At 69.0% G+C, this 18,694-nt stretch carries 17 protein-coding genes; 9 read left to right on the top strand and 8 right to left on the bottom strand.

Going from position 1 to position 18,694, the window contains the following annotated elements:
- Positions 1-3: 3 nt before the first annotated feature.
- Positions 4-1,128 carry a transaldolase gene (gene tal, locus BLV94_RS09560; protein ID WP_072942098.1) on the bottom strand — a complete coding sequence of 375 codons (1,125 nt, stop codon included), beginning with the start codon at positions 1,126-1,128 and terminating at the stop codon, positions 4-6.
- 6 nt (positions 1,129-1,134) lie between these two features.
- Positions 1,135-3,243, bottom strand: coding sequence for a transketolase (tkt, locus tag BLV94_RS09555; protein ID WP_072942097.1), 2,109 nt, complete (start codon positions 3,241-3,243; stop codon positions 1,135-1,137).
- A gap of 217 nt (positions 3,244-3,460) precedes the next feature.
- Between tkt and BLV94_RS09550 the strand changes: the two genes are divergently transcribed.
- Positions 3,461-4,444 carry a heme o synthase gene (locus BLV94_RS09550; RefSeq protein WP_072942445.1) on the top strand — a complete coding sequence of 328 codons (984 nt, stop codon included), beginning with the start codon at positions 3,461-3,463 and terminating at the stop codon, positions 4,442-4,444.
- 12 nt (positions 4,445-4,456) lie between these two features.
- On the opposite strand, the gene BLV94_RS09545 is transcribed toward BLV94_RS09550, so the two are convergent.
- Positions 4,457-5,422, bottom strand: coding sequence for a quinone oxidoreductase family protein (locus BLV94_RS09545; protein ID WP_072942095.1), 966 nt, complete (start codon positions 5,420-5,422; stop codon positions 4,457-4,459).
- Between the two features lie 79 nt (positions 5,423-5,501).
- Here BLV94_RS09545 and BLV94_RS09540 point away from each other — a divergent pair, with 79 nt between their 5' ends.
- Entirely contained in the window at positions 5,502-5,867 is a 366-nt protein-coding gene (locus tag BLV94_RS09540; protein ID WP_072942093.1) for a hypothetical protein, read from the top strand.
- Here the strand turns inward: BLV94_RS09540 and BLV94_RS09535 are convergent.
- The 5 genes from BLV94_RS09535 to mptB all read right to left on the bottom strand — a co-directional run bounded on the left by BLV94_RS09535 (position 5,864) and on the right by mptB (position 11,861).
- The gene (locus tag BLV94_RS09535) at positions 5,864-6,826 is read right to left on the bottom strand and encodes a COX15/CtaA family protein (RefSeq protein ID WP_072942092.1); all 963 of its coding nucleotides are present in this window, start codon (positions 6,824-6,826) and stop codon (positions 5,864-5,866) included. The two genes, BLV94_RS09540 and BLV94_RS09535, sit on opposite strands and share 4 nt — an antisense overlap.
- 69 nt (positions 6,827-6,895) lie before the next feature.
- Complete coding sequence (locus BLV94_RS09530; protein WP_072942090.1) at positions 6,896-8,332, bottom strand: hypothetical protein; 1,437 nt, start codon at positions 8,330-8,332, stop codon at positions 6,896-6,898.
- Positions 8,329-9,129: an ABC transporter permease gene (locus BLV94_RS09525; RefSeq protein ID WP_072942088.1), complete on the bottom strand. Its 801-nt coding sequence runs from the start codon at positions 9,127-9,129 to the stop codon at positions 8,329-8,331. The genes BLV94_RS09530 and BLV94_RS09525 overlap by 4 nt, the downstream gene beginning before the upstream one ends.
- On the bottom strand, positions 9,126-10,070 hold the full coding sequence (locus BLV94_RS09520; protein WP_072942087.1) for an ABC transporter ATP-binding protein: 945 nt from the start codon (positions 10,068-10,070) through the stop codon (positions 9,126-9,128). The genes BLV94_RS09525 and BLV94_RS09520 overlap by 4 nt, the downstream gene beginning before the upstream one ends.
- Before the next feature lie 6 nt (positions 10,071-10,076).
- On the bottom strand, positions 10,077-11,861 hold the full coding sequence (mptB, locus tag BLV94_RS09515; RefSeq protein WP_072942085.1) for a polyprenol phosphomannose-dependent alpha 1,6 mannosyltransferase MptB: 1,785 nt from the start codon (positions 11,859-11,861) through the stop codon (positions 10,077-10,079).
- 132 nt (positions 11,862-11,993) lie between these two features.
- Here mptB and BLV94_RS09510 point away from each other — a divergent pair, with 132 nt between their 5' ends.
- The 7 genes from BLV94_RS09510 (at position 11,994) to BLV94_RS09480 (ending at position 18,577) form a co-directional block, all read left to right on the top strand.
- A complete protein-coding gene (locus BLV94_RS09510) occupies positions 11,994-12,743 on the top strand; it encodes a helix-turn-helix transcriptional regulator (protein ID WP_275957901.1) in 750 nt (249 codons plus the stop codon).
- A 95-nt stretch (positions 12,744-12,838) separates the two neighbouring features.
- Positions 12,839-14,299, top strand: a complete 1,461-nt coding sequence (sufB, locus tag BLV94_RS09505) for a Fe-S cluster assembly protein SufB (RefSeq protein ID WP_072942082.1) — start codon at positions 12,839-12,841, stop codon at positions 14,297-14,299.
- The gene (gene sufD, locus BLV94_RS09500; RefSeq protein ID WP_072942081.1) at positions 14,299-15,528 is read left to right on the top strand and encodes a Fe-S cluster assembly protein SufD; all 1,230 of its coding nucleotides are present in this window, start codon (positions 14,299-14,301) and stop codon (positions 15,526-15,528) included. The genes sufB and sufD overlap by 1 nt, the downstream gene beginning before the upstream one ends.
- A gap of 45 nt (positions 15,529-15,573) precedes the next feature.
- The gene (gene sufC / locus BLV94_RS09495) at positions 15,574-16,383 is read left to right on the top strand and encodes a Fe-S cluster assembly ATPase SufC (protein WP_072942079.1); all 810 of its coding nucleotides are present in this window, start codon (positions 15,574-15,576) and stop codon (positions 16,381-16,383) included.
- Between the two features lie 6 nt (positions 16,384-16,389).
- Positions 16,390-17,649, top strand: a complete 1,260-nt coding sequence (locus BLV94_RS09490) for a cysteine desulfurase (protein WP_072942078.1) — start codon at positions 16,390-16,392, stop codon at positions 17,647-17,649.
- On the top strand, positions 17,646-18,161 hold the full coding sequence (sufU, locus tag BLV94_RS09485; protein ID WP_072942076.1) for a Fe-S cluster assembly sulfur transfer protein SufU: 516 nt from the start codon (positions 17,646-17,648) through the stop codon (positions 18,159-18,161). The genes BLV94_RS09490 and sufU overlap by 4 nt, the downstream gene beginning before the upstream one ends.
- Positions 18,158-18,577 (top strand): metal-sulfur cluster assembly factor, encoded by a 420-nt coding sequence (locus BLV94_RS09480; protein ID WP_072942075.1) that lies wholly within the window; start codon positions 18,158-18,160, stop codon positions 18,575-18,577. The genes sufU and BLV94_RS09480 overlap by 4 nt, the downstream gene beginning before the upstream one ends.
- Positions 18,578-18,694: the final 117 nt, after the last annotated feature.

The following is an 18,694-nucleotide window of genomic DNA, read 5'->3' as shown; positions in this document are numbered from 1 at the left end:
GTATCAGCTCTTCTGCCCTGCTGCGCGCAGCTGCTCCGCGGTGGCCTCCAGGAGTTCGTTCCAGGACACCTCGAACTTGTCGACGCCCTCGTCCTCGAGCACCTTGAACACGTCGGGCAGGTCGATGCCGACGGCGGTGAGCTGGTCGAAGATCTCCTGCGAGGCGACCGCGGTGCCGGAGACGGTGTCGCCCGCGACCTCGCCGTGGTCGGCGAACGCGTCGAGGGTCTTCTCCGGCATCGTGTTCACGGTGTTCGGGGCGACCAGGTCGGCGACGTACAGGGTGTCCGGGTAGTCGGGGTTCTTGACTCCCGTCGACGCCCACAGTGCGCGCTGCGGGCGGGCACCGGCCGCGAGCAGACCCTGGAACCGCGGCTGCACCTCGAAGACCTGCTGGTACGCGGCGTACGCGAGGCGGGCGTTCGCCACGCCGGCCTTGCCACGCAGCGCGAGGGCGTCGGGGGTGCCGATCTTGTCGAGCCGCTTGTCGATCTCTGTGTCGACGCGGGAGACGAAGAACGAGGCCACCGAATGGATGCGGGAGACGTCGTGGCCGGCGGCCTTCGCGGCCTCGAGGCCGTCCAGGTAGGCGCCCATGACGAGTTCGTAGCGTTCCACCGAGAAGATCAGCGTGACGTTGACGCTGATGCCCTCACCGAGCACCTTGGCGATCGCCGGGATCCCCGCCTCGGTGGCCGGGATCTTGATGAACAGGTTCGGGCGGTCGACGATCTTCCACAGTTCGACGGCCTGCGCGACGGTCTTGTCGGCGTCGTGGGCCAGGCGCGGGTCGACCTCGATGGACACCCGGCCGTCGACGCCGTGGCTCGCCTCGAACTGCGGGGCGAGGACGTCGCAGGCGGCGCGGACGTCGTCGGTGGTCACCGTGCGGATGGTGGCCTCGACGTCAGCGCCGCGCTCGGCGAGTTCGCGGACCTGTGCGTCGTAGACGTGGCCCTTGCTGAGCGCGGCCTGGAAGATCGACGGGTTGGTGGTGACACCGACGATGCTCTTGGTCGCGATGAGCTCGGCGAGGTTGCCGGACTCGATGCGGTCACGGGAGAGGTCGTCGAGCCACACCGAGACGCCGGCTTCGGAGAGCTTCTGGAGGTTGGGGTTCTGAGTCATGGCGTTCTATCCCTTCACGCGTGCGAGCGAGCGCTGTGCGGCGGCGGTGACGGCTTCGGCGGTGAAGCCGAACTCGCGGAACAGGGTCTTGTGGTCGGCGGAGGCGCCGAAATGCTCGATGGAGATGATTTCGCCTGCGTCACCGACGAAGCGGTACCACGGCATCGAGATGCCGGCCTCGACGGCGACCCGCGCCTTGACGGTCGGGGGCAGCACGCCGTCGCGGTAGGCCTGGTCCTGGGCGTCGAACCACTCGACGCAGGGCATGGACACGACCCGGGTGGGGATGCCCTCGGCCTCGAGCGCCTCGCGGGCGGCGACGGCCAGCTGCAGCTCGGAGCCGGTGCCGATGAGCACGACCTCCGGTGCCCCGGCGGACGCGTCGGCGAGGACGTAACCGCCGCGGGAGACACCCTCGTAGCTCGTGCCCTCGAGGACCGGCAGGTCCTGGCGGGTCAGGGCGAGACCGGCGGGAGCGCGGGTGGCCTCGTCGGCGCCCTTCTCGAGAACGGCGCGCCACGCGTGCGCGGTCTCGTTGGCGTCGCCGGGCCGCACGACGTACAGGCCGGGGATGGCGCGCAGCGCCGCGAGGTGCTCGATCGGCTGGTGGGTGGGACCGTCCTCGCCGAGTCCGATGGAGTCGTGCGTCCACACGTAGGTGACCGCGGTCTTCATGATCGCGGCCAGCCGGACGGCGGGACGCATGTAGTCGCTGAAGACGAGGAACGTGCCGCCGTAGGGGCGGGTCGGACCGTGCAGGGCGATGCCGTTGAGGATCGAGCCCATGGCGTGCTCGCGGACACCGAAGTGCAGGGTGCGACCGTAGGGTTCCGCGTTCCACATGCTGGTGGAAATGGACTTGGGACCGAACGAGTCGGCGCCCTTGATGGTGGTGTTGTTGCTCTCCGCGAGGTCGGCGGAGCCGCCCCACAGCTCGGGCAGCACCGGTCCGACGGCGTTCAGGACGGCGGCGGACGCCTTCCGGGTGGCGAGACCCTTCGCGTCGGGCTCCCACGTCGGCAGCACGTCGGCCCAGCCGGCGGGCAGGTCGCGTCCGATCAGGCGGTCGAGGAGCTTCTTGCCCTCCGGGGCGCGCTGCGCCCACTCGTCGTACTGGGCCTGCCATTCCTTGTGCGCCTGCGCACCGCGCTCGACGACCTTGCGCGTGTGCGCGATGACCTCGTCGGCAACCTCGAACGTCTTGTCCGGATCGAAACCGAGCGCCTTCTTGACGGCGGCGACCTCGTCGGCGCCCAGGGCGGCGCCGTGCGCTGCGCCCGTGTTCATCTTGTTCGGTGCCGGGTAGCCGATGATCGTGCGGAGCAGGACCAGCGACGGCTTGTCGGTGACCTCGCGGGCCTTGTTCAGGGCCTCCTCGATGGCGACGACGTTCTCGCCGCCCTCGACGATCTGCACGTGCCAGCCGTACGCCTCGTAGCGGGCGGCGGTGTCCTCGGACAGCGCGATGGCGGTGTCGTCCTCGATGGAGATCTTGTTGTCGTCGTAGATCAGCGTCAGGTTGCCGAGCTGCTGCACACCGGCGATGGACGACGCCTCGGAGGTGACGCCTTCCTCGATGTCGCCGTCGGAGGCGATCACGTAGATGTGGTGATCGAACGGGCTGTCGCCGAGCGCGGGCTCGGGATCGAACAGGCCGCGCTCACGGCGGGCGGCCATGGCCATGCCGACGGCGGAGGCCAGACCCTGACCCAGCGGCCCGGTGGTGATCTCGACGCCGCGGGTGTGGCCGTGCTCGGGGTGGCCGGGGGTCTTCGAGCCCCAGGTGCGCAGTGCTTCCAGGTCTTCGAGTTCCAGCCCGTAACCGGCGAGGTACAGCTGAATGTAGAGGGTGAGGCTGGAGTGTCCACAGGACAGCACGAACCGGTCGCGGCCGATCCAGTCGGCGTCGGTGGGGTCGTGACGCATGACGCGCTGGAACAGGGTGTAGGCGAGGGGGGCCAGGCTCATGGCCGTGCCGGGGTGGCCGTTGCCCACCTTCTGCACTGCATCGGCGGCGAGCACCCGGATGGTGTCGACGGCCTTGGTGTCCAGTTCGGTCCAGTCGGCGGGATGAACCGGTTGCGTGAGGACGTGGATGTCGTCTGTGATCGACACGGGCAGAAGTCTCCTGACATGGGTGAACGTGGAGCCTGAGGATGCGTGGGCCTCTTGTGCGACTCCAGCCTAGTGCGCGGTCGTATCCGGGTCGATTCGGTTCGCGCATTACGGCGGTCTACCATCGTTTGTAGTAGAACGGCCGGCCGTCGCGAAGGACTTCGGGAGCAGGCACCGGCATTCGGATGTGGAATTACGCGTGGTGCGAGGAGAGAACGTGCGGACAGGGCATCAGCCGAGCGGACACGGCTTCGGCAGCCCCAGCCCCGCCCCCCGCGCGACCGGCACCGACACGGTGCTGGGTCGCGTCACGGGCAAGGTCCTGGCCTACATCGCGTTGACCAAGCCGCGGGTGATCGAACTGCTGCTGGTCGCGACCATCCCGGCGATGCTGCTGGCCGACCGCGGCAACGTCGACATCCTGCTGATCCTCAGCACGCTGTTCGGCGGATGGATGGGTGCGGCGAGCGCAAACTCCCTCAACTGCGTCGTCGACGCCGACATCGACAAGGTCATGAAGCGCACCGCGCGGCGGCCGCTGGCCCGCGACGCGGTTCCGACGTCGCACGCGTTCGTGTTCGGCATGACCCTCGGGGTCGCGTCGTTCCTGTGGTTGTGGTGGCGGGCGAACCTGCTCGCCGGGTGTCTGGTCGTCCTGACCATCGCGTTCTACGTGCTCGTGTACACGATGGTGCTCAAGCGCCGGACCTGGCAGAACGTCGTCTGGGGCGGCGCCGCGGGCTGCATGCCCGTCATGGTCGGCTGGTCGGCGGTCACCGGATCGCTGAGCTGGCAGCCCATCGTGCTGTTCCTGGTCATCTTCTTCTGGACGCCGCCGCACACCTGGGCGCTCGCGATGCGCTACAAGGAGGACTACAAGGCGGCCGGTGTCCCGATGCTGCCGGTGATCGCCACGGAGGAGCACGTCACCAAGCAGATCCTGCTGTACAGCTGGGCGATGGTGATCACGTCGCTGGTGCTCGTCCCCGCCGCCGGAGTCGTGTACGCGGCCGTGACCCTCGTCGCCGGCGCCTGGTTCCTGCTCATGGCCCATCAGCTGTACCGCAGCGTCCGCGGCGGAGCGGCCGTGAAACCGCTCCGCCTGTTCCTGCAGTCCAACAACTACCTGGCCATCGTCTTCGTCGGGCTCGCCGTCGACTCGGTGCTGGGACTGCAGACCGTCGGCAGCCTGCTGAGCTGACCCCGCTTCGTCTCAGGGCACCAGCACGATCGATCCCGTCGTCGCCCGCGCCTCGAGGTCGCGGTGCGCCTCCTCCGCCCGCTCGAGCGGGTACTCCGCTCCCACCCGGACCGTGAGTGCACCGTCGGCGAGGGCGGCGAACACGTCTCCCGCCCGCCATGTCAGTTCCTCCCGGTTGCGGACGTGGTGCGCGAGCGTCGGCCGGGTGAGGAACAGCGAACCTGCCGGGTTCAGTCGCTGCGGATCGAACGGCGGCACCGGCCCGCTCGCCGCACCGAACAGCGCGACCGTTCCCCGGATCCGCACCGACGCGAGACTGGCCTCGAACGTGGACGCGCCGACACCGTCGTACGCGGCTGCGACGCCCTCGCCGTCGGTCAGTTCCCGCACCCGGGCCGCGATGTCGTCGTCGTAGCGCAGCACCTCGTGGGCTCCGGCGTCACGGGACAGCTGCTCCTTCGCGTCGGAGGACACCGTGGTGATCACCCGGGCGCCCAGCGTCGTCGCCATCTGGGTGAGGATCAGACCGACTCCGCCCGCCCCGGCGTGGACGAGGACGGTGTCGCCGGACTGGATTGGGTACGTGGAGTGGGCCAGGTAGTGGGCGGTCATGCCCTGCAGCAGCGCAGAGGCGGCCTGCGGGGCGGGCACGGAGTCGGGGACGGCGATCGCGGCCGCCGCGGGCACGGCCACCTTCTCCGCGTAGCTGCCGGGAGCGGCGCACCAGGCCACCCGGTCGCCGGGCGCGAAATCCGCAACATCGCCGCCGACGGCCTCCACGACGCCGGAGCCCTCGTCGCCGGGAACGTAGGGCAGCGGCCGCGGATACAGCCCCGTCCGGAAGTACGTGTCGATGAAGTTGATGCCGATCGCGTCGGTACGAACGAGCAGATCCGTCGCTCCGATCTCGGGTTCGGGAACCTCTACCAGTTCGAGGACGTCGGGACCACCGAGACGGGAAACCTGTATAGCGCGCATGGTTTCAGTTCTACACGGCGCGGCCCGCCGCACGGAGCCTGGCGGACACGGCACGACTACCGCCCAGTATTCTCGGACCATGAGTACCGACACCCATGCGGAACAGGCCCCCTCGAGCCCGGCGCCTTCGCTGCCGTCCCACACGGTCGACGCGATCAAGAAGTTCGTCGCCGAGCACGGCGGTTCGGCCAGCGCCGTCATCCAGCCCATCGGGCTCGCCGGCGTCCGGATCACCCTCGTCGGAGCCGACGGCATCCTCGGTGACCAGGTCGTCGAGGATCTCGCCACCGCGAACGCCGTCGTCGCCTCGCTCGACGCCGTCACCGTCTCGGAGTGGGACCGCGCGATCACCAGCATCGTCACGCCCCGCAAGGGTCACATCCAGAAGATGGCCGGCTGGGTCGCGCGGCAGACCCGGTTCCCGAAGGCCCGCAACGAGCGCTAGACGCTCGCGGTGTCGGGCTGCGTGACGTACTCGCGGGTGCGTCCCGCGGCCCACACCGCCGCGGTGGCCGCGGTGCACAGCCCGGCCCCCGCGACGTGGAACGCCACCAGGGCGGCGGGAACGTCCGTGAAGAACTGGACCAGCCCGATCAGCGCCTGCGCCACCACCAGCGCGAGCAGAACCTGCACCCGGACCTTCACCGCGCGGCCGGCGCCGACGGCGTACAGACCGAAGCACAGGCCGACCAGCAACGCCAGATAACCCACGAGCAGTTGCGCATGCAGGTGCACGAGCGTGACGATTTCCACCTCGAGGCGGGGAACCACGCGGTCGAGACTCTTGTCTCCCGCGTGCGGTCCCGCACCCGTGACCAGCGTTCCGGCGGCGAGGACCCCGGCCAGCGCGACCGCCGACAGCGCGGTGAGCCAGCGCAGCGGTGCCGGGATCACGTCGATCGCCGGGGCGTCGTCCGGTTCGCAGATCTTCGCGTACATCACGGTCGCCAGCCACACCATCGCCATGGATGCGAGCAGGTGCACCGCGACCGTCCACCACAGCAGTCCGGTGAGCACCGTGACACCGCCGATGACGGCCTGCACGACGGTGCCGAGAGGCATCATCCACGCGTAGACGAGGACCTCTTTGCGGCGGCGCGCGCGGGTGACCGCGAGGACGATCAGGGCCGCGGCCACGACGACGACGAACGTCAGCAGCCGGTTGCCGAATTCGACCGCCTGGTGGACGACGGCGACCTCGCCGTGCCCGACCGGCACGAAGCTGCCGGGGAAGCACTGCGGCCACGTGGGGCAGCCGAGGCCGGAGGCCGTCACCCGGACGACGGCCCCGGTGACGGCGATGCCGCCCTGCGTGAGGATCACCGCGAACGCGATGACACGCTGCACGGTCAGCGACGGAAGGGGGAGACGGTCTACCAGGCTCAGAAACCCGCGATACAGCACGGCATCGATGGTAGAGGGCGGTCAACTACAGCGTGTCGTTGGGCCGGTGGCGGCGCAGCCGACTTCGTGCTACTCGCCGCGAATGCGCAGGATGCCGGTCACCGTGCCCTGCCAGAAGTCGCCGGTATCGGTGACGAGTCCGGACATCTGCAGGGTGTCGTTGACGGCGGTGCCGGGGAGTGGGCTGGTGTGCTCGACGGAGCCGTCGGACGGGTCGATCACCGCGAACGCGAAACCGTCCAGGGGTGTCGTGACGTCGAACCCCTGGCGGATCACGGTGTACAGCAGGCCGTCGCCGGTCGACAGGTGCGGGACCGCGGCGCTGCGGACGTCGTTGCTCCACACCTGGTGGCAGCCGATCGGGTCGATGTCCACCCGCGTCATGCCGCCGGTGAAGGGCGCGTTCGTCGGAACGGCCGGTCCCGCCCCGTCCGGGACGGTGGGATACGGGTAGCCGTACGTCCCGGCGACGTACACCGAGTTGCCGATGCCGATCGGCGAGTTCTCGCTGCCGCCCGGGTTGCCGAGCACCGGGAGGGTGCAGATCTCGTCGCCGGAATCGGCGCGGAAGACCCGGAGATTCACCTGCGGGTCGGCGTTGTCGACGATCGCGACGAAATCGCTGCCGGTGGACGGTCCGAAGTAGGTGGGGGTGGAGCCCGTGCCGTGGCTCAGCTGCCCCGGCTTACGGTCCGGTCCGCGGTCGTACTCGCGGCGCCAATCCAGACGGACCTCGCCGTCGCGGAGCGCGAACTGGTACAGGGCGTGCGTGGTCGCGACCGCGGCGCCTGCCGGCGAGGTGGAGATGCTGTTCTGCACCTGCTCGCCCGCGGCCGGCGGCAGGGTGTGCGCGACACCGCCGCGATCCACGGCTCCGACGACACCGCCGCCCGTCGCGAACCAGACGTTGCCCTGCCAGTCCGGAGTCAGCCCGGTCACGTTGTCGCCCTGGGGAACACTGCCGGACAGATCGACGTGCGAGTCGACGGTGATCCGCCACTGGCCTGCGGGGTCCTTCGAATGTCCGAGGCGCAGTAGCTGACGGTTGCCGTCGACGACGACCAGGCGGTTGTCGTTGTCGAGGAACGCGTACACGCCACCGAGCAGGCTGCCCTTCGCCAGCGCGAACGTGGCGAGCGAGCCGCCGAACGGCGCCGCCGGGGCCGCGGGGTCGATCAGGTGCACGGTGGGAACCTGGCCGGCCACGGACGTGCACAGGGCGACGACGAGCCGGTCGGAACCCTGCAGGAGGGTCGGGCACGCGGACACGAGCGGGTACGCGGACAGCGTGACCGGGCCGGTGCCGGGACCGGGCAGCGGCGTCACGTCGGTGGACCCCGCGTCGCCGTGCATCGTGGACGTGCCCGCGGGTCCGAGGAACGGATTCGGCGCCGCAGGCGGACCCCACTGCGGTGCGGCGCCCGCGGGCAGCGCGCCACCCCAGAGAACGGCGAGCAGAACAGCGAGAACGGTGCCCGCGCGGCGGGCCGTGAGTCGACGGATCACGTGAATCGGAACGTCCTTGCGGCCAGGGCCCCCGCGGCCGCGCCCCAGACGGCGAGGACCACGACGCTGAGCACGTCCACCGAACCCGACAGTGCGGCGTCCAGCGCGTGCGCGAGCGCTCCGGACGGAATCAGCCGGGCCCCGGTGTGGAGAAGCCACGGGAGGTCGCCGGTGGCGAACACCACACTGCCGACACCGACCATCACGAACCACAGGATGTTGGCGAGGGCGAGGACGATGTCGGCGCGGAGGGTGCCGCCGAGCAGCAGGCCCATCGCCGCGAACGTCACGGTGCCCAGCGCGATGATCACGGCGCCGAGGACGAGTCCCCACGCACTCGGACGCCAGCCGAGAGCCAGCCCGATCACGCCGAGGAGGACGGATTGCAGGGCGACGACGATGACCACCGCGGCGCTCTTCCCGGCGATGATTCCCCACTTGGGCAGGGGAGTCGCGCCGAGCCGTTTGAGGGCACCGTACCGGCGGTCGAACCCGACCGCGATCGCCTGCCCGGTGAACGCGGTGGACATCACGGCCACCATCATCACGGCGGGCACCACCTTGTCGACGCGCGACGTTCCGAGGTCGCCGATGGGCAGCAGGCACAGCCCGATCAGCAGCGTGATCGGGATGAACATCGTCAGGAGCAGCTGTTCGCCGTTACGCAGGAGCAGTTTCAGCTCGAGCGCGGTCTGCGCCCGCAGCATGACCGCCGCGCCGCTCGGGCGGGGATCGGGGGTGAACGTGCCGGGGGCGAAACGATTCTCCGTCAGACGGTCACTGGTGCTCATCGTCATCCCCTCAGTTCCCGGCCGGTGAGTTCGAGGAAGACGTCCTCGAGGCTGCGCTGGTCGACGCGGATGTCGCTGATCAGGGCGTCCAGATCGGCGCACCACGACGCGACGGAGGCCACCACCTTGGGGTCGATCGGCCCCTCGACGAGGTAGGTCCCCGGTCCGGACTCGGCCACCCGGAAGCCGTCGGGGAGGGTCCGTGCGAGCGGTCCGGTGTCGAGACCGGCGGGCGCGGTGAGCCGCAACTGGCCTTCGGCGCCGCGGCTGGTGACCTCGGCGGGCGTTCCGGCAGCGACGATCGACCCGTGATCGATGATGACGAGCCGGTCCGCGAGTTCCTCGGCCTCGTCCATCAGATGCGTCGTCAGCAGCACGCTGACGCCGTCGCGGCGCAGCGCGTCGATCAGTTCCCACACCAGCAGGCGGGCCTGGGCGTCGAGCCCGGCGGTGGGTTCGTCGAGGAAGACCAGTTCGGGGCGGCCGACCAGCGCGCAGGCCAGGGACAGGCGTTGCTGCTGCCCGCCGGACAGCCGGCGGTACGGGGTGCGACGCGCCTCCTCGAGGCCGAGGCTGCGCAGCAACCAGTCGGGGTCGAGGGGGTCGGCGGAGTAGGCGGCGACCAGGTCGAGCATCTCGCCGGCGCGGGAACCGGGGTACGCGCCACCGCCCTGCAGCATCACACCGATCCGGGCCCGGACGGCGCCGGCATCGGCGATGGGGTCGAGTCCGAGGACGCGCACGGTGCCGCTGTCGGGGCGGACGAAACCCTCACACATTTCGACGGTGGTGGTCTTACCCGCGCCGTTGGGACCGAGCAACGCCACGACCTGTGCCGGTTCGACGGTGAGATCGAGCCCGTCGACGGCCCTCACACCGTCGAAGGTCTTCACCACGCCTTCCAGGCGTACAGCAGGTTGCGCCGATCCGGGCGTTCGCGAGGTCACGGGGAATCAGCGTAAGCCCTGGCCGGGTGTGACCCGGCCGGTGCCCCGGCTTTCCGCGCCGGCGTCGTCCCGGGGCGGATCCTGCGGTTCCGGCACGGCCTGTTGCTGCCCCGGACCGACCCGCCACGGCAGGCGGTTGCGGGTGATCACGATCAGCGTTCCCGCCGTGAAGATGGTGGCGATGGCGGCCTGGACGATGACGAAGGGCTGGTACTCGCCGCCGTTCGGCATCAGGATGACGCTGACGATGGACGAGAAGACGATCGCGGGGACCCGGAACGCGGGTGCGGTGGCCCAGGCGGCGAGCGGCAGGACCGCCCACAGCAGATACCAGGGCTGCACCACGGGGAACAGCAGGACGACCGCGCCGAGGGACAGTCCGAGCGCGCCGACCGCGTGGATGCGGCCGACGAGGGTGGCGACGAGCATCCGGAGTGTGATGAACGCCGCAGCGACGGCGGCGATCGGCCGGGTCAGGCTCAGCACCGCCGTCGTGTGATCGCCGAGGCCCAGCAGAACCCCGGCCAGTCCGGTGCCCAGCCCGAGGAGCGTGGGAATCGACATCCAGCTGCGGACCGCGTTCGCCGTGCCGAGCGTGTGCACCCAGCCGATGCCGAGCCCGCTGGACGTGCTGATGACGAGGGTGACCACCAGGGCCACCCCGCCGAGCAGTGCGGCCGCGGTGAGCACCGCTTTCGGGGTTCCGCCCCATCGCCTGGCCAGCGCCATCCCGACGAATCCCAGCGCGAGCAGGGAGGGGATCTTGATCGTCGACGACAGGGCGATGAGCGCCGCCCCCGACAGCAGCAGGAGAAGGGACTGCCCGCGGATCGGATCCGCCCGTTCGACGGCCCGCAGCGCCAGTTCGATCCCGGCCAGCATGAGGCCGAGCATCAGCGCCTCGTTGTGGATCCCGGCGACCAGGTGGAACAGCAGCAGGGGGTTGGCGGCGCCCAGCCAGAGGGCGCTGACCTCGGCGACGCCGCAGCGGCGCGCCAGGCGGGGGAGCGCCCACACGATCATGGCCACACCGGCGAGCGCGAGCAGCCGGTGCAGGAAGATTCCCGCGACGATGTTCTCGCCGGTCAGCCAGCTGATCCCGCGACCCATCCAGAGGAACAGTGGGCCGTACGGCGCCGGTGTGTCCCGCCAGATCGTCGGCACGGTGCGGGTCAGGACGTGATCGACGCCGAGAGCGCCCGCGGGACCGATGGCGTAGGGGTCGAGCCCGCGGGCTGCGATCTCGCTCTGCGCGAGGTACGAGTACACGTCCTTGCTGAACATCGGCGGCGCGACGGACAGCGGAATGATCCACAGCAACAGGGTGCGGTCGAGCTGGGACCGGTTGAGGCGGCGCACGGCCCCCGACTGCAGACTGCCGATCGCGAACCGTCCGAGCAGCAGCCACGCAAGCACGATCATCACCGTGCCGGTCATGGCGAGGGTCAGCGCGACGCTGGGGATCCGGGCGGGAAGTCCGATGATGCGCAGCCCTTGGACGGGGTTCTGCAGTACCGGTTGGGCGCCGGCGCCCAGTGCGCCGACGGCCATCAGGACGGCGCCGGTCGCGCCGAACCGGCGGATGCCGCGGAGCTGCGCGGTCTCCTGCCCGTTCAGGCCTGCGGTCTCCGGTTCGTCGCCGTGCAGCGCGGCCGCCACCGACGAGCGGGGGGAGGGTCCGTCGATGCCCAGCGCCCGCCGGACGAGCTCGGCCGGATGTCGAAGAGCGGCGCGAGCCGTCAAGGTCGGCTCCGCGCGGGTCGGCTCCGGGTTCTCGGGGGTCTGCGGCACACAGGCAGCGTAGCGGTGCGCCGAACACGGCCGGTTCGGCCAGTATTCCCGCGCCCGGGCGGCACATAATCACAGGTGTAAGGCAGGGCACCCTTAGTAGACCTGCGATCGGAATTCCGTCACACTGGTGTTGTGAAAACGGATACGACACCACGTGCAGCGAAGGAAAGCGCAGTTCACGCGCCTCCTTCGGCGGCGCCTGTCGCAACCGCGTCACCCGTCGCCGTGGGCCACGAAGGGCACACCCGCGCGGCCGTCGTGAAGCTCCTCCTCGAGGAGGGACCCATCACCGCGTCGGAAATCGGAACCCGCCTGGGCCTGAGCGCCGCAGGCGTCCGTCGCCATCTCGACGCACTCCTCGAATCCGGCGAGGCGCGCGAGGCGTCCTCCGTCGCCGTGCGTCACCGCGGACGGGGACGGCCCGCCAAATACTTCCAGATCACTGCCAAAGGCCGCGGCAGACTCGGTCACGCGTACGACGACCTCGCGGGCGCGGCCATGCGCCAACTGCGGGAGGTCGGGGGAGACGCCGCGATCACCGAATTCGCTCGCCGCCGAGTGCAGGCGATCGTCGGCGACGTCACCCCGGCCGCGGATCAGAGCGCCGAGGGCCTCGAAACCACCGCCGACGCCATCGCCGACGCGTTCACCACCGCCGGATTCGCGGCCTCGACCCGCCCGGTCGGCAACGGCGTGCAGATCTGCCAGCACCACTGCCCGGTCTCGCACGTCGCCGAGGAATTCCCGGAACTGTGCGAAGCCGAGCAGGCCGCGTTCGCCCAACTGCTCGGCACCCACGTCCAGCGGCTCGCGACCATCGCGAACGGCGACTGCGCCTGCACCACCCACGTTCCACTCGTCCCACCGTCCGGCCCCAAATAGCAACGCTATCCCGATAGATCCCCTAGTCAGCAACCTGTTTTCCACCGGCGACCAGCCCTCGCCGGTCTCGTAACAAGACTCCGGAAGGAGCTCGCATGACCGTCACATCAGACCAGGTGACATCCACTGCGTCGGCCAACGCCGAGCCGCTCACGCAGGAAGAGACCATCGCGTCACTCGGGCATTACGGGTACGGCTGGTCCGATTCCGACGAGGCCGGTGCCAGTGCGCAGCGCGGTCTGTCCGAAGACGTCGTGCGCGACATCTCGGCGAAGAAGAGCGAACCGGACTGGATGCTCGACATCCGTCTGCGTGCGCTGAAGACCTTCGACAAGAAGCCGATGCCGAACTGGGGATCGGACCTCGAAGGCATCCACTTCGACAACATCAAGTACTTCGTGCGCTCGAGTGAGAAGCAGGCCGAGAGCTGGGAAGACCTGCCCGAGGACATCAAGAACACGTACGACAAGCTGGGCATCCCCGAGGCCGAGAAGCAGCGCCTCGTCGCCGGTGTCGCGGCGCAGTACGAGTCGGAGGTCGTCTACCACTCGATCCGTGAGGACCTCGAGTCGCAGGGCGTCATCTTCCTCGACACCGACACGGGTCTGAAGCAGCATCCCGAACTGTTCCGGGAGTACTTCGGCACGGTCATCCCGGCCGGCGACAACAAGTTCTCCGCGCTGAACACCGCGGTGTGGTCGGGTGGCTCGTTCATCTACGTCCCGCCGGGCGTGCACGTCGACATCCCGCTGCAGGCCTACTTCCGCATCAACACGGAGAACATGGGCCAGTTCGAGCGGACCCTGATCATCGTCGACGAGGGCGCCTCGGTGCACTACGTCGAGGGCTGCACGGCACCGATCTACAAGTCCGACTCGCTGCACTCCGCGGTGGTCGAGATCATCGTGAAGAAGGGCGGCCACTGCCGCTACACGACCATCCAGAACTGGTCGAACAACGTCTACAACCTGGTCACCAAGCGGACCAAGGTGGAGGCCGGCGGATCCATGGAGTGGATCGACGGCAACATCGGTTCCAAGGTCACCATGAAGTACCCGGCCGTCTGGATGATGGGTGAGCACGCCCGCGGCGAGGTTCTCTCCGTGGCATTCGCCGGTGAGGGCCAGCACCAGGACACCGGTGCGAAGATGCTGCACCTCGCGCCGCACACGTCGTCGACCATCATCAGCAAGTCGGTGGCCCGCGGCGGTGGACGCGCGTCCTACCGCGGACTCGTCCAGGTCAACAAGGGCGCCCACGGCTCCAAGTCGACGGTCAAGTGTGACGCGCTGCTGGTCGATCAGATCAGCCGCTCGGACACCTACCCCTACGTCGACATCCGGGAGGACGACGTGACCATGGGTCACGAGGCCACCGTGTCGAAGGTGAGCGACGACCAGCTGTTCTACCTGATGAGCCGCGGGCTCACCGAGGACGAGGCCATGGCCACGGTCGTGCGCGGCTTCGTCGAGCCGATCGCCAAGGAACTCCCGATGGAGTACGCCCTGGAACTGAACCGCCTGATCGAACTGCAGATGGAAGGGGCGGTGGGTTAGTGACCACGCCAGAAACTGGTGTCCAGAATCTCGGAGTCACGGGAGCCGTCGCGGGCGAGAATCCGCGGATAGCGCGGACGTCCACCGGCTCGCCGATCGCCAACAAGGGCGAGGTCTTCACGTCGTTCGACGTCAACGCGTTCGAGATCCCCGGTGGTCGTGACGAGGTCTGGCGGTTCACCCCGCTGCGCCGTCTGCGCGGACTGCACGACGGATCGGCGGTGGCGAGTGGCACGGCCACCGTCGACGTCGCAGGCCCGGACTCCGTGAAGGTCGAGACCGTCGGACGTGACGACGACCGGCTGGGCAAGGCCGGCGTTCCCGCCGACCGTGTGGCCGCACAGGCGTACTCGGGTTTCGAGACGGCGACCGTCGTGACCGTTGGCCGCGAGGTCGAGGTCGCGGCGACGATCAACATCACGATCACGGGCCCGGGCGAGGGCAAGGTCGCCTTCGGGCACCTGCAGATCCGGCTCGACGCGTTCGCGAAGGCGACCGTCGTCATCGACCAGCGCGGCAGCGGCACGTTCGCCGAGAATGTCGAATTCGTGCTCGGCGACAGCGCCCACCTCACCGTCGTCGCCGTCCAGGACTGGGCGGACGACACCGTGCACGTGGCGTCGCATCACGCGCGCCTCGGCCGGGACGCGGTCCTGCGGCACAACGCCGTGAGCCTCGGCGGCGACCTCGTCCGCCTGTCCGCGACCGTCAAATACGACGGTCCCGGCGGCGACGCCGAACTGCTCGGTCTGTACTTCGCCGACGCGGGACAGCACTTCGAGCAGCGACTGCTGGTGGATCACTCGCAGCCGCACTGCAAGTCCAACGTGGTCTACAAGGGCGCCCTGCAGGGTGATCCGGAGTCGGGGAAGCCCGACGCCCACACCGTGTGGGTCGGCGACGTGCTGATCCGTGCGGCGGCCGAAGGCACCGACACGTTCGAGCTGAACCGCAACCTCGTCCTCACGGACGGTGCCCGCGCTGACTCGGTCCCGAACCTGGAGATCGAGACCGGCGAGATCGTGGGTGCCGGCCACGCCAGCGCCACGGGTCGATTCGACGACGAGCAGTTGTTCTACCTGCGCGCCCGCGGAATCCCCGAGGACGCGGCACGGCGACTCGTCGTGCGCGGGTTCTTCCACGAGATCATCAACAAGATCGCCGTCGCCGAGATCCGCGAGCGTCTCGAGGCTGCTGTCGAGGCGGAACTCGCCGCAGTCGGCGTCTGAGCCGCGCCGCCGGACCATTACTTCCCATTTCTTCGAAGGATCACAATGTCTACCCCTGACGCTTCCACCCCCGAAACCTCGGTCCTGGAAATCAAGGACCTGCACGTCGACGTCGCGAACACCGACGAGAACGCCGAACCGATCAACATCCTCAAGGGTGTGAACCTGACGGTTCGGTCCGGCGAGACGCACGCGATCATGGGGCCCAACGGTTCCGGCAAGTCGACGCTGTCGTACGCCATCGCGGGTCACCCCAAGTACCAGATCACCTCGGGGTCCATCACCCTCAACGGTGAGGACGTCCTCGAGATGAGCGTCGACGAGCGGGCCCGCGCGGGACTGTTCCTCGCGATGCAGTACCCCGTCGAGGTTCCCGGCGTCTCGATGTCGAACTTCCTGCGCACCGCGGCCACCGCCGTCCGTGGCGAGGCCCCGAAGCTCCGCCACTGGGTGAAGGAGGTCAAGGAGGCGCTGACCGAACTCGACATCGACCCCTCGTTCGGCGAGCGCAGTGTCAACGAAGGTTTCTCCGGCGGTGAGAAGAAGCGCCACGAGATCCTGCAGCTCGGCCTGCTGAAGCCGAAGATCGCGATCCTCGACGAGACCGACTCCGGACTCGACGTCGACGCCCTGCGCGTCGTCTCCGAGGGTGTGAACCGCTACAAGGAGCGCGAGCACGGCGGAATCCTGCTGATCACGCACTACACGCGCATCCTCCGGTACATCAAGCCGGAGTACGTCCACGTGTTCGTCGGCGGTCGCGTCGTCGAGTCGGGCGGGCCGGAACTGGCCGACGAGCTCGAGGCGAACGGCTACGAGCGCTTCACCCAGGCTGCAGCAACGCAAGGAGCATAAACGCAGATGACCACCTCGGTGCGCGTATTCGACGTCACCCGGATCCGGGAGGACTTCCCGATCCTGGCGCGTACGGTCCGCGACGGAAAACCGCTGGTGTACCTCGATTCGGGTGCCACATCGCAGCGCCCGAATCAGGTGCTCGACGCCGAGAGGGAGTTTCTCACCACCTGTAACGCCGCCGTGCACCGAGGCGCTCACCAGCTCGCCGAAGAGGCCACGGACGCGTACGAGAACGCGCGTGCGGCGATCGCCGAGTTCGTCGGCGCCGACAGCGACGAACTCGTGTTCACCAAGAACGCGACGGAGTCCCTCAACCTCGTCACCCACGTCCTCGGCGACGATCGCTTCGAACGGCACCTCGGTCCCGGCGACGAGATCGTCATCACCGAGCTCGAGCATCACGCCAATCTGGTGCCGTGGCAGGAGCTTGCGCGCAGCACCGGTGCCACGTTGCGCTGGTACGGCGTCACCGACGACGGCCGCATCGATCTCGACTCGCTCGAGCTGACCGATGCCGTCAAGGTCGTGTCGTTCACCCACCAGTCCAACGTGACGGGGGCGGTGGCACCGGTCGAGGAACTGGTCCGCCGCGCCCGCGCGGTCGGCGCACTGGTGGTGCTCGACGCCTGCCAGTCCGTCCCGCACATGGCGGTGGACTTCCACGAGCTCGGAGTCGACTACGCGGCGTTCTCCGGGCACAAGATGCTCGGCCCGTCCGGCGTGGGTGTCCTGTACGGGCGCCGCGAACTGCTGAACGCGATGCCGCCGTTCATCACCGGCGGCTCGATGATCGAGACCGTCACGATGGAACGCACCACCTACGCGCCGCCGCCGCAGCGGTTCGAGGCCGGCGTTCCGATGACTTCGCAGGTGGTCGGTCTCGGCGCCGCGGTCCGGTATCTCGACGAGATCGGGATGGACGCAGTCGCCGCGCACGAGCACACCCTGGTCGAGGCGGCACTGGCAGCGCTCGGCGCCATTGACGGCGTGCACATCATCGGACCCACGACCGCCGAGAACCGTGGTGGGGCAGTGTCGTTCGTGGTCGACGGGATCCACGCGCATGATCTCGGCCAGATCCTCGACGACGAGGGCGTCGCCATCCGCGTCGGCCATCACTGTGCCTGGCCCCTGCACCGGCATTTCGGTGTCGCGGCCACGGCGAGGGCGTCGTTTGCGCTGTACAACACGGTCGACGAGGTCGCCGCTCTTGCGGCGGCGGTGCGGCGTGCCCAGGAGTTCTTCGGGGAGGTTCCTGCATGAGAATGGAACAGATGTACCAGGAAGTGATCCTGGACCACTACAAGCATCCCCACGGCCGCGGCCTTCGTGAACCGTTCGGCGCCGAAGTCCATCACGTCAACCCGACGTGCGGCGACGAGGTGACGTTGCGCGTGCAACTCGCCGACGACGGCACGGTGGTGGATGTGTCGTACGACGGCCAGGGCTGCTCCATCAGCCAGGCGTCGACGTCGGTGCTCACCGATCAGGTGGTGGGGATGCCCGTCGAGCAGGCGCTGCAGACCGTTGCCGCGTTCAACGAAATGGTCAGCAGCCGCGGTACCGTCGAGGGTGACGAGGACGTCCTCGGGGACGGCATCGCCTTCGTCGGCGTCTCGAAGTACCCGGCCCGCGTGAAGTGCGCGTTGCTGGGATGGATGGCATTCAAGGACGCGGTTGTTCAGATAGTGGACGACCGCGTCGTGGACGAACAGGATTCGGCCGTTCCGACAGCAGACGGCGAACCAGCTCGAATCGGAGGACAGGCATCATGAGCGAGACGCAGACGCCGCAGGCGGACGCCGCAGCCGCACCGGAGCAGGCGCCGGCGGACCAGGGCGGCGAATCCGCGCCCGCCGCATCGGGTGCGATCACCGACCCGAAACGCCTCGAGGAGCTCGAGGAGGCGATGCGTGACGTCGTCGATCCCGAACTCGGCATCAACGTCGTCGATCTCGGCCTGGTGTACGGGATCACCGAGGACGAGGACGTCGTGACCCTCGACATGACCCTCACGTCGGCGGCGTGCCCGCTGACCGACGTCATAGAGGACCAGTCTCGCGGTGCACTCGTGCGCAGCGGGCTGTGCAACGAATTGAAGATCAACTGGGTGTGGCTCCCGCCGTGGGGCCCCGACAAGATCACCGAGGACGGCCGCGAGCAGTTGCGCGCCCTCGGTTTCACGGTCTGACGACCCACCACCGTTGACGGAGGGGCTCGGCGAGAACCATCTCGCCGAGCCCCTTTTCTCGGTGCCCGAACGGTATGACGATCGATGCCGTGGCCTACTCGGAGCGGGACATGACAC

The sequence above is a fragment of the Rhodococcus koreensis genome (assembly GCF_900105905.1).
GTDB classification, from domain to species: domain Bacteria; phylum Actinomycetota; class Actinomycetes; order Mycobacteriales; family Mycobacteriaceae; genus Rhodococcus_F; species Rhodococcus_F koreensis.
Note: the sequence above shows the minus strand (reverse complement) of the source record. Positions and strands in the feature narration are given on the sequence as shown.

Bases quoted from the DNA above. Each gene is read 5' to 3' on its own strand.
- BLV94_RS09540 (WP_072942093.1), top strand. From the start codon at position 5,502: ATGAGTACCGACACCCATGCGGAACAGGCCCCCTCGAGCCCGGCGCCT.
- BLV94_RS09490 (WP_072942078.1), top strand. From the start codon at position 16,390: ATGACCACCTCGGTGCGCGTATTCGACGTCACCCGGATCCGGGAGGAC.
- sufU (WP_072942076.1), top strand. From the start codon at position 17,646: ATGAGAATGGAACAGATGTACCAGGAAGTGATCCTGGACCACTACAAG.
- sufB (WP_072942082.1), top strand. From the start codon at position 12,839: ATGACCGTCACATCAGACCAGGTGACATCCACTGCGTCGGCCAACGCC.
- BLV94_RS09480 (WP_072942075.1), top strand. From the start codon at position 18,158: ATGAGCGAGACGCAGACGCCGCAGGCGGACGCCGCAGCCGCACCGGAG.
- tal (WP_072942098.1), bottom strand. From the start codon at position 1,128: ATGACTCAGAACCCCAACCTCCAGAAGCTCTCCGAAGCCGGCGTCTCG.
- BLV94_RS09525 (WP_072942088.1), bottom strand. From the start codon at position 9,129: ATGACGATGAGCACCAGTGACCGTCTGACGGAGAATCGTTTCGCCCCC.
- BLV94_RS09545 (WP_072942095.1), bottom strand. From the start codon at position 5,422: ATGCGCGCTATACAGGTTTCCCGTCTCGGTGGTCCCGACGTCCTCGAA.
- sufC (WP_072942079.1), top strand. From the start codon at position 15,574: ATGTCTACCCCTGACGCTTCCACCCCCGAAACCTCGGTCCTGGAAATC.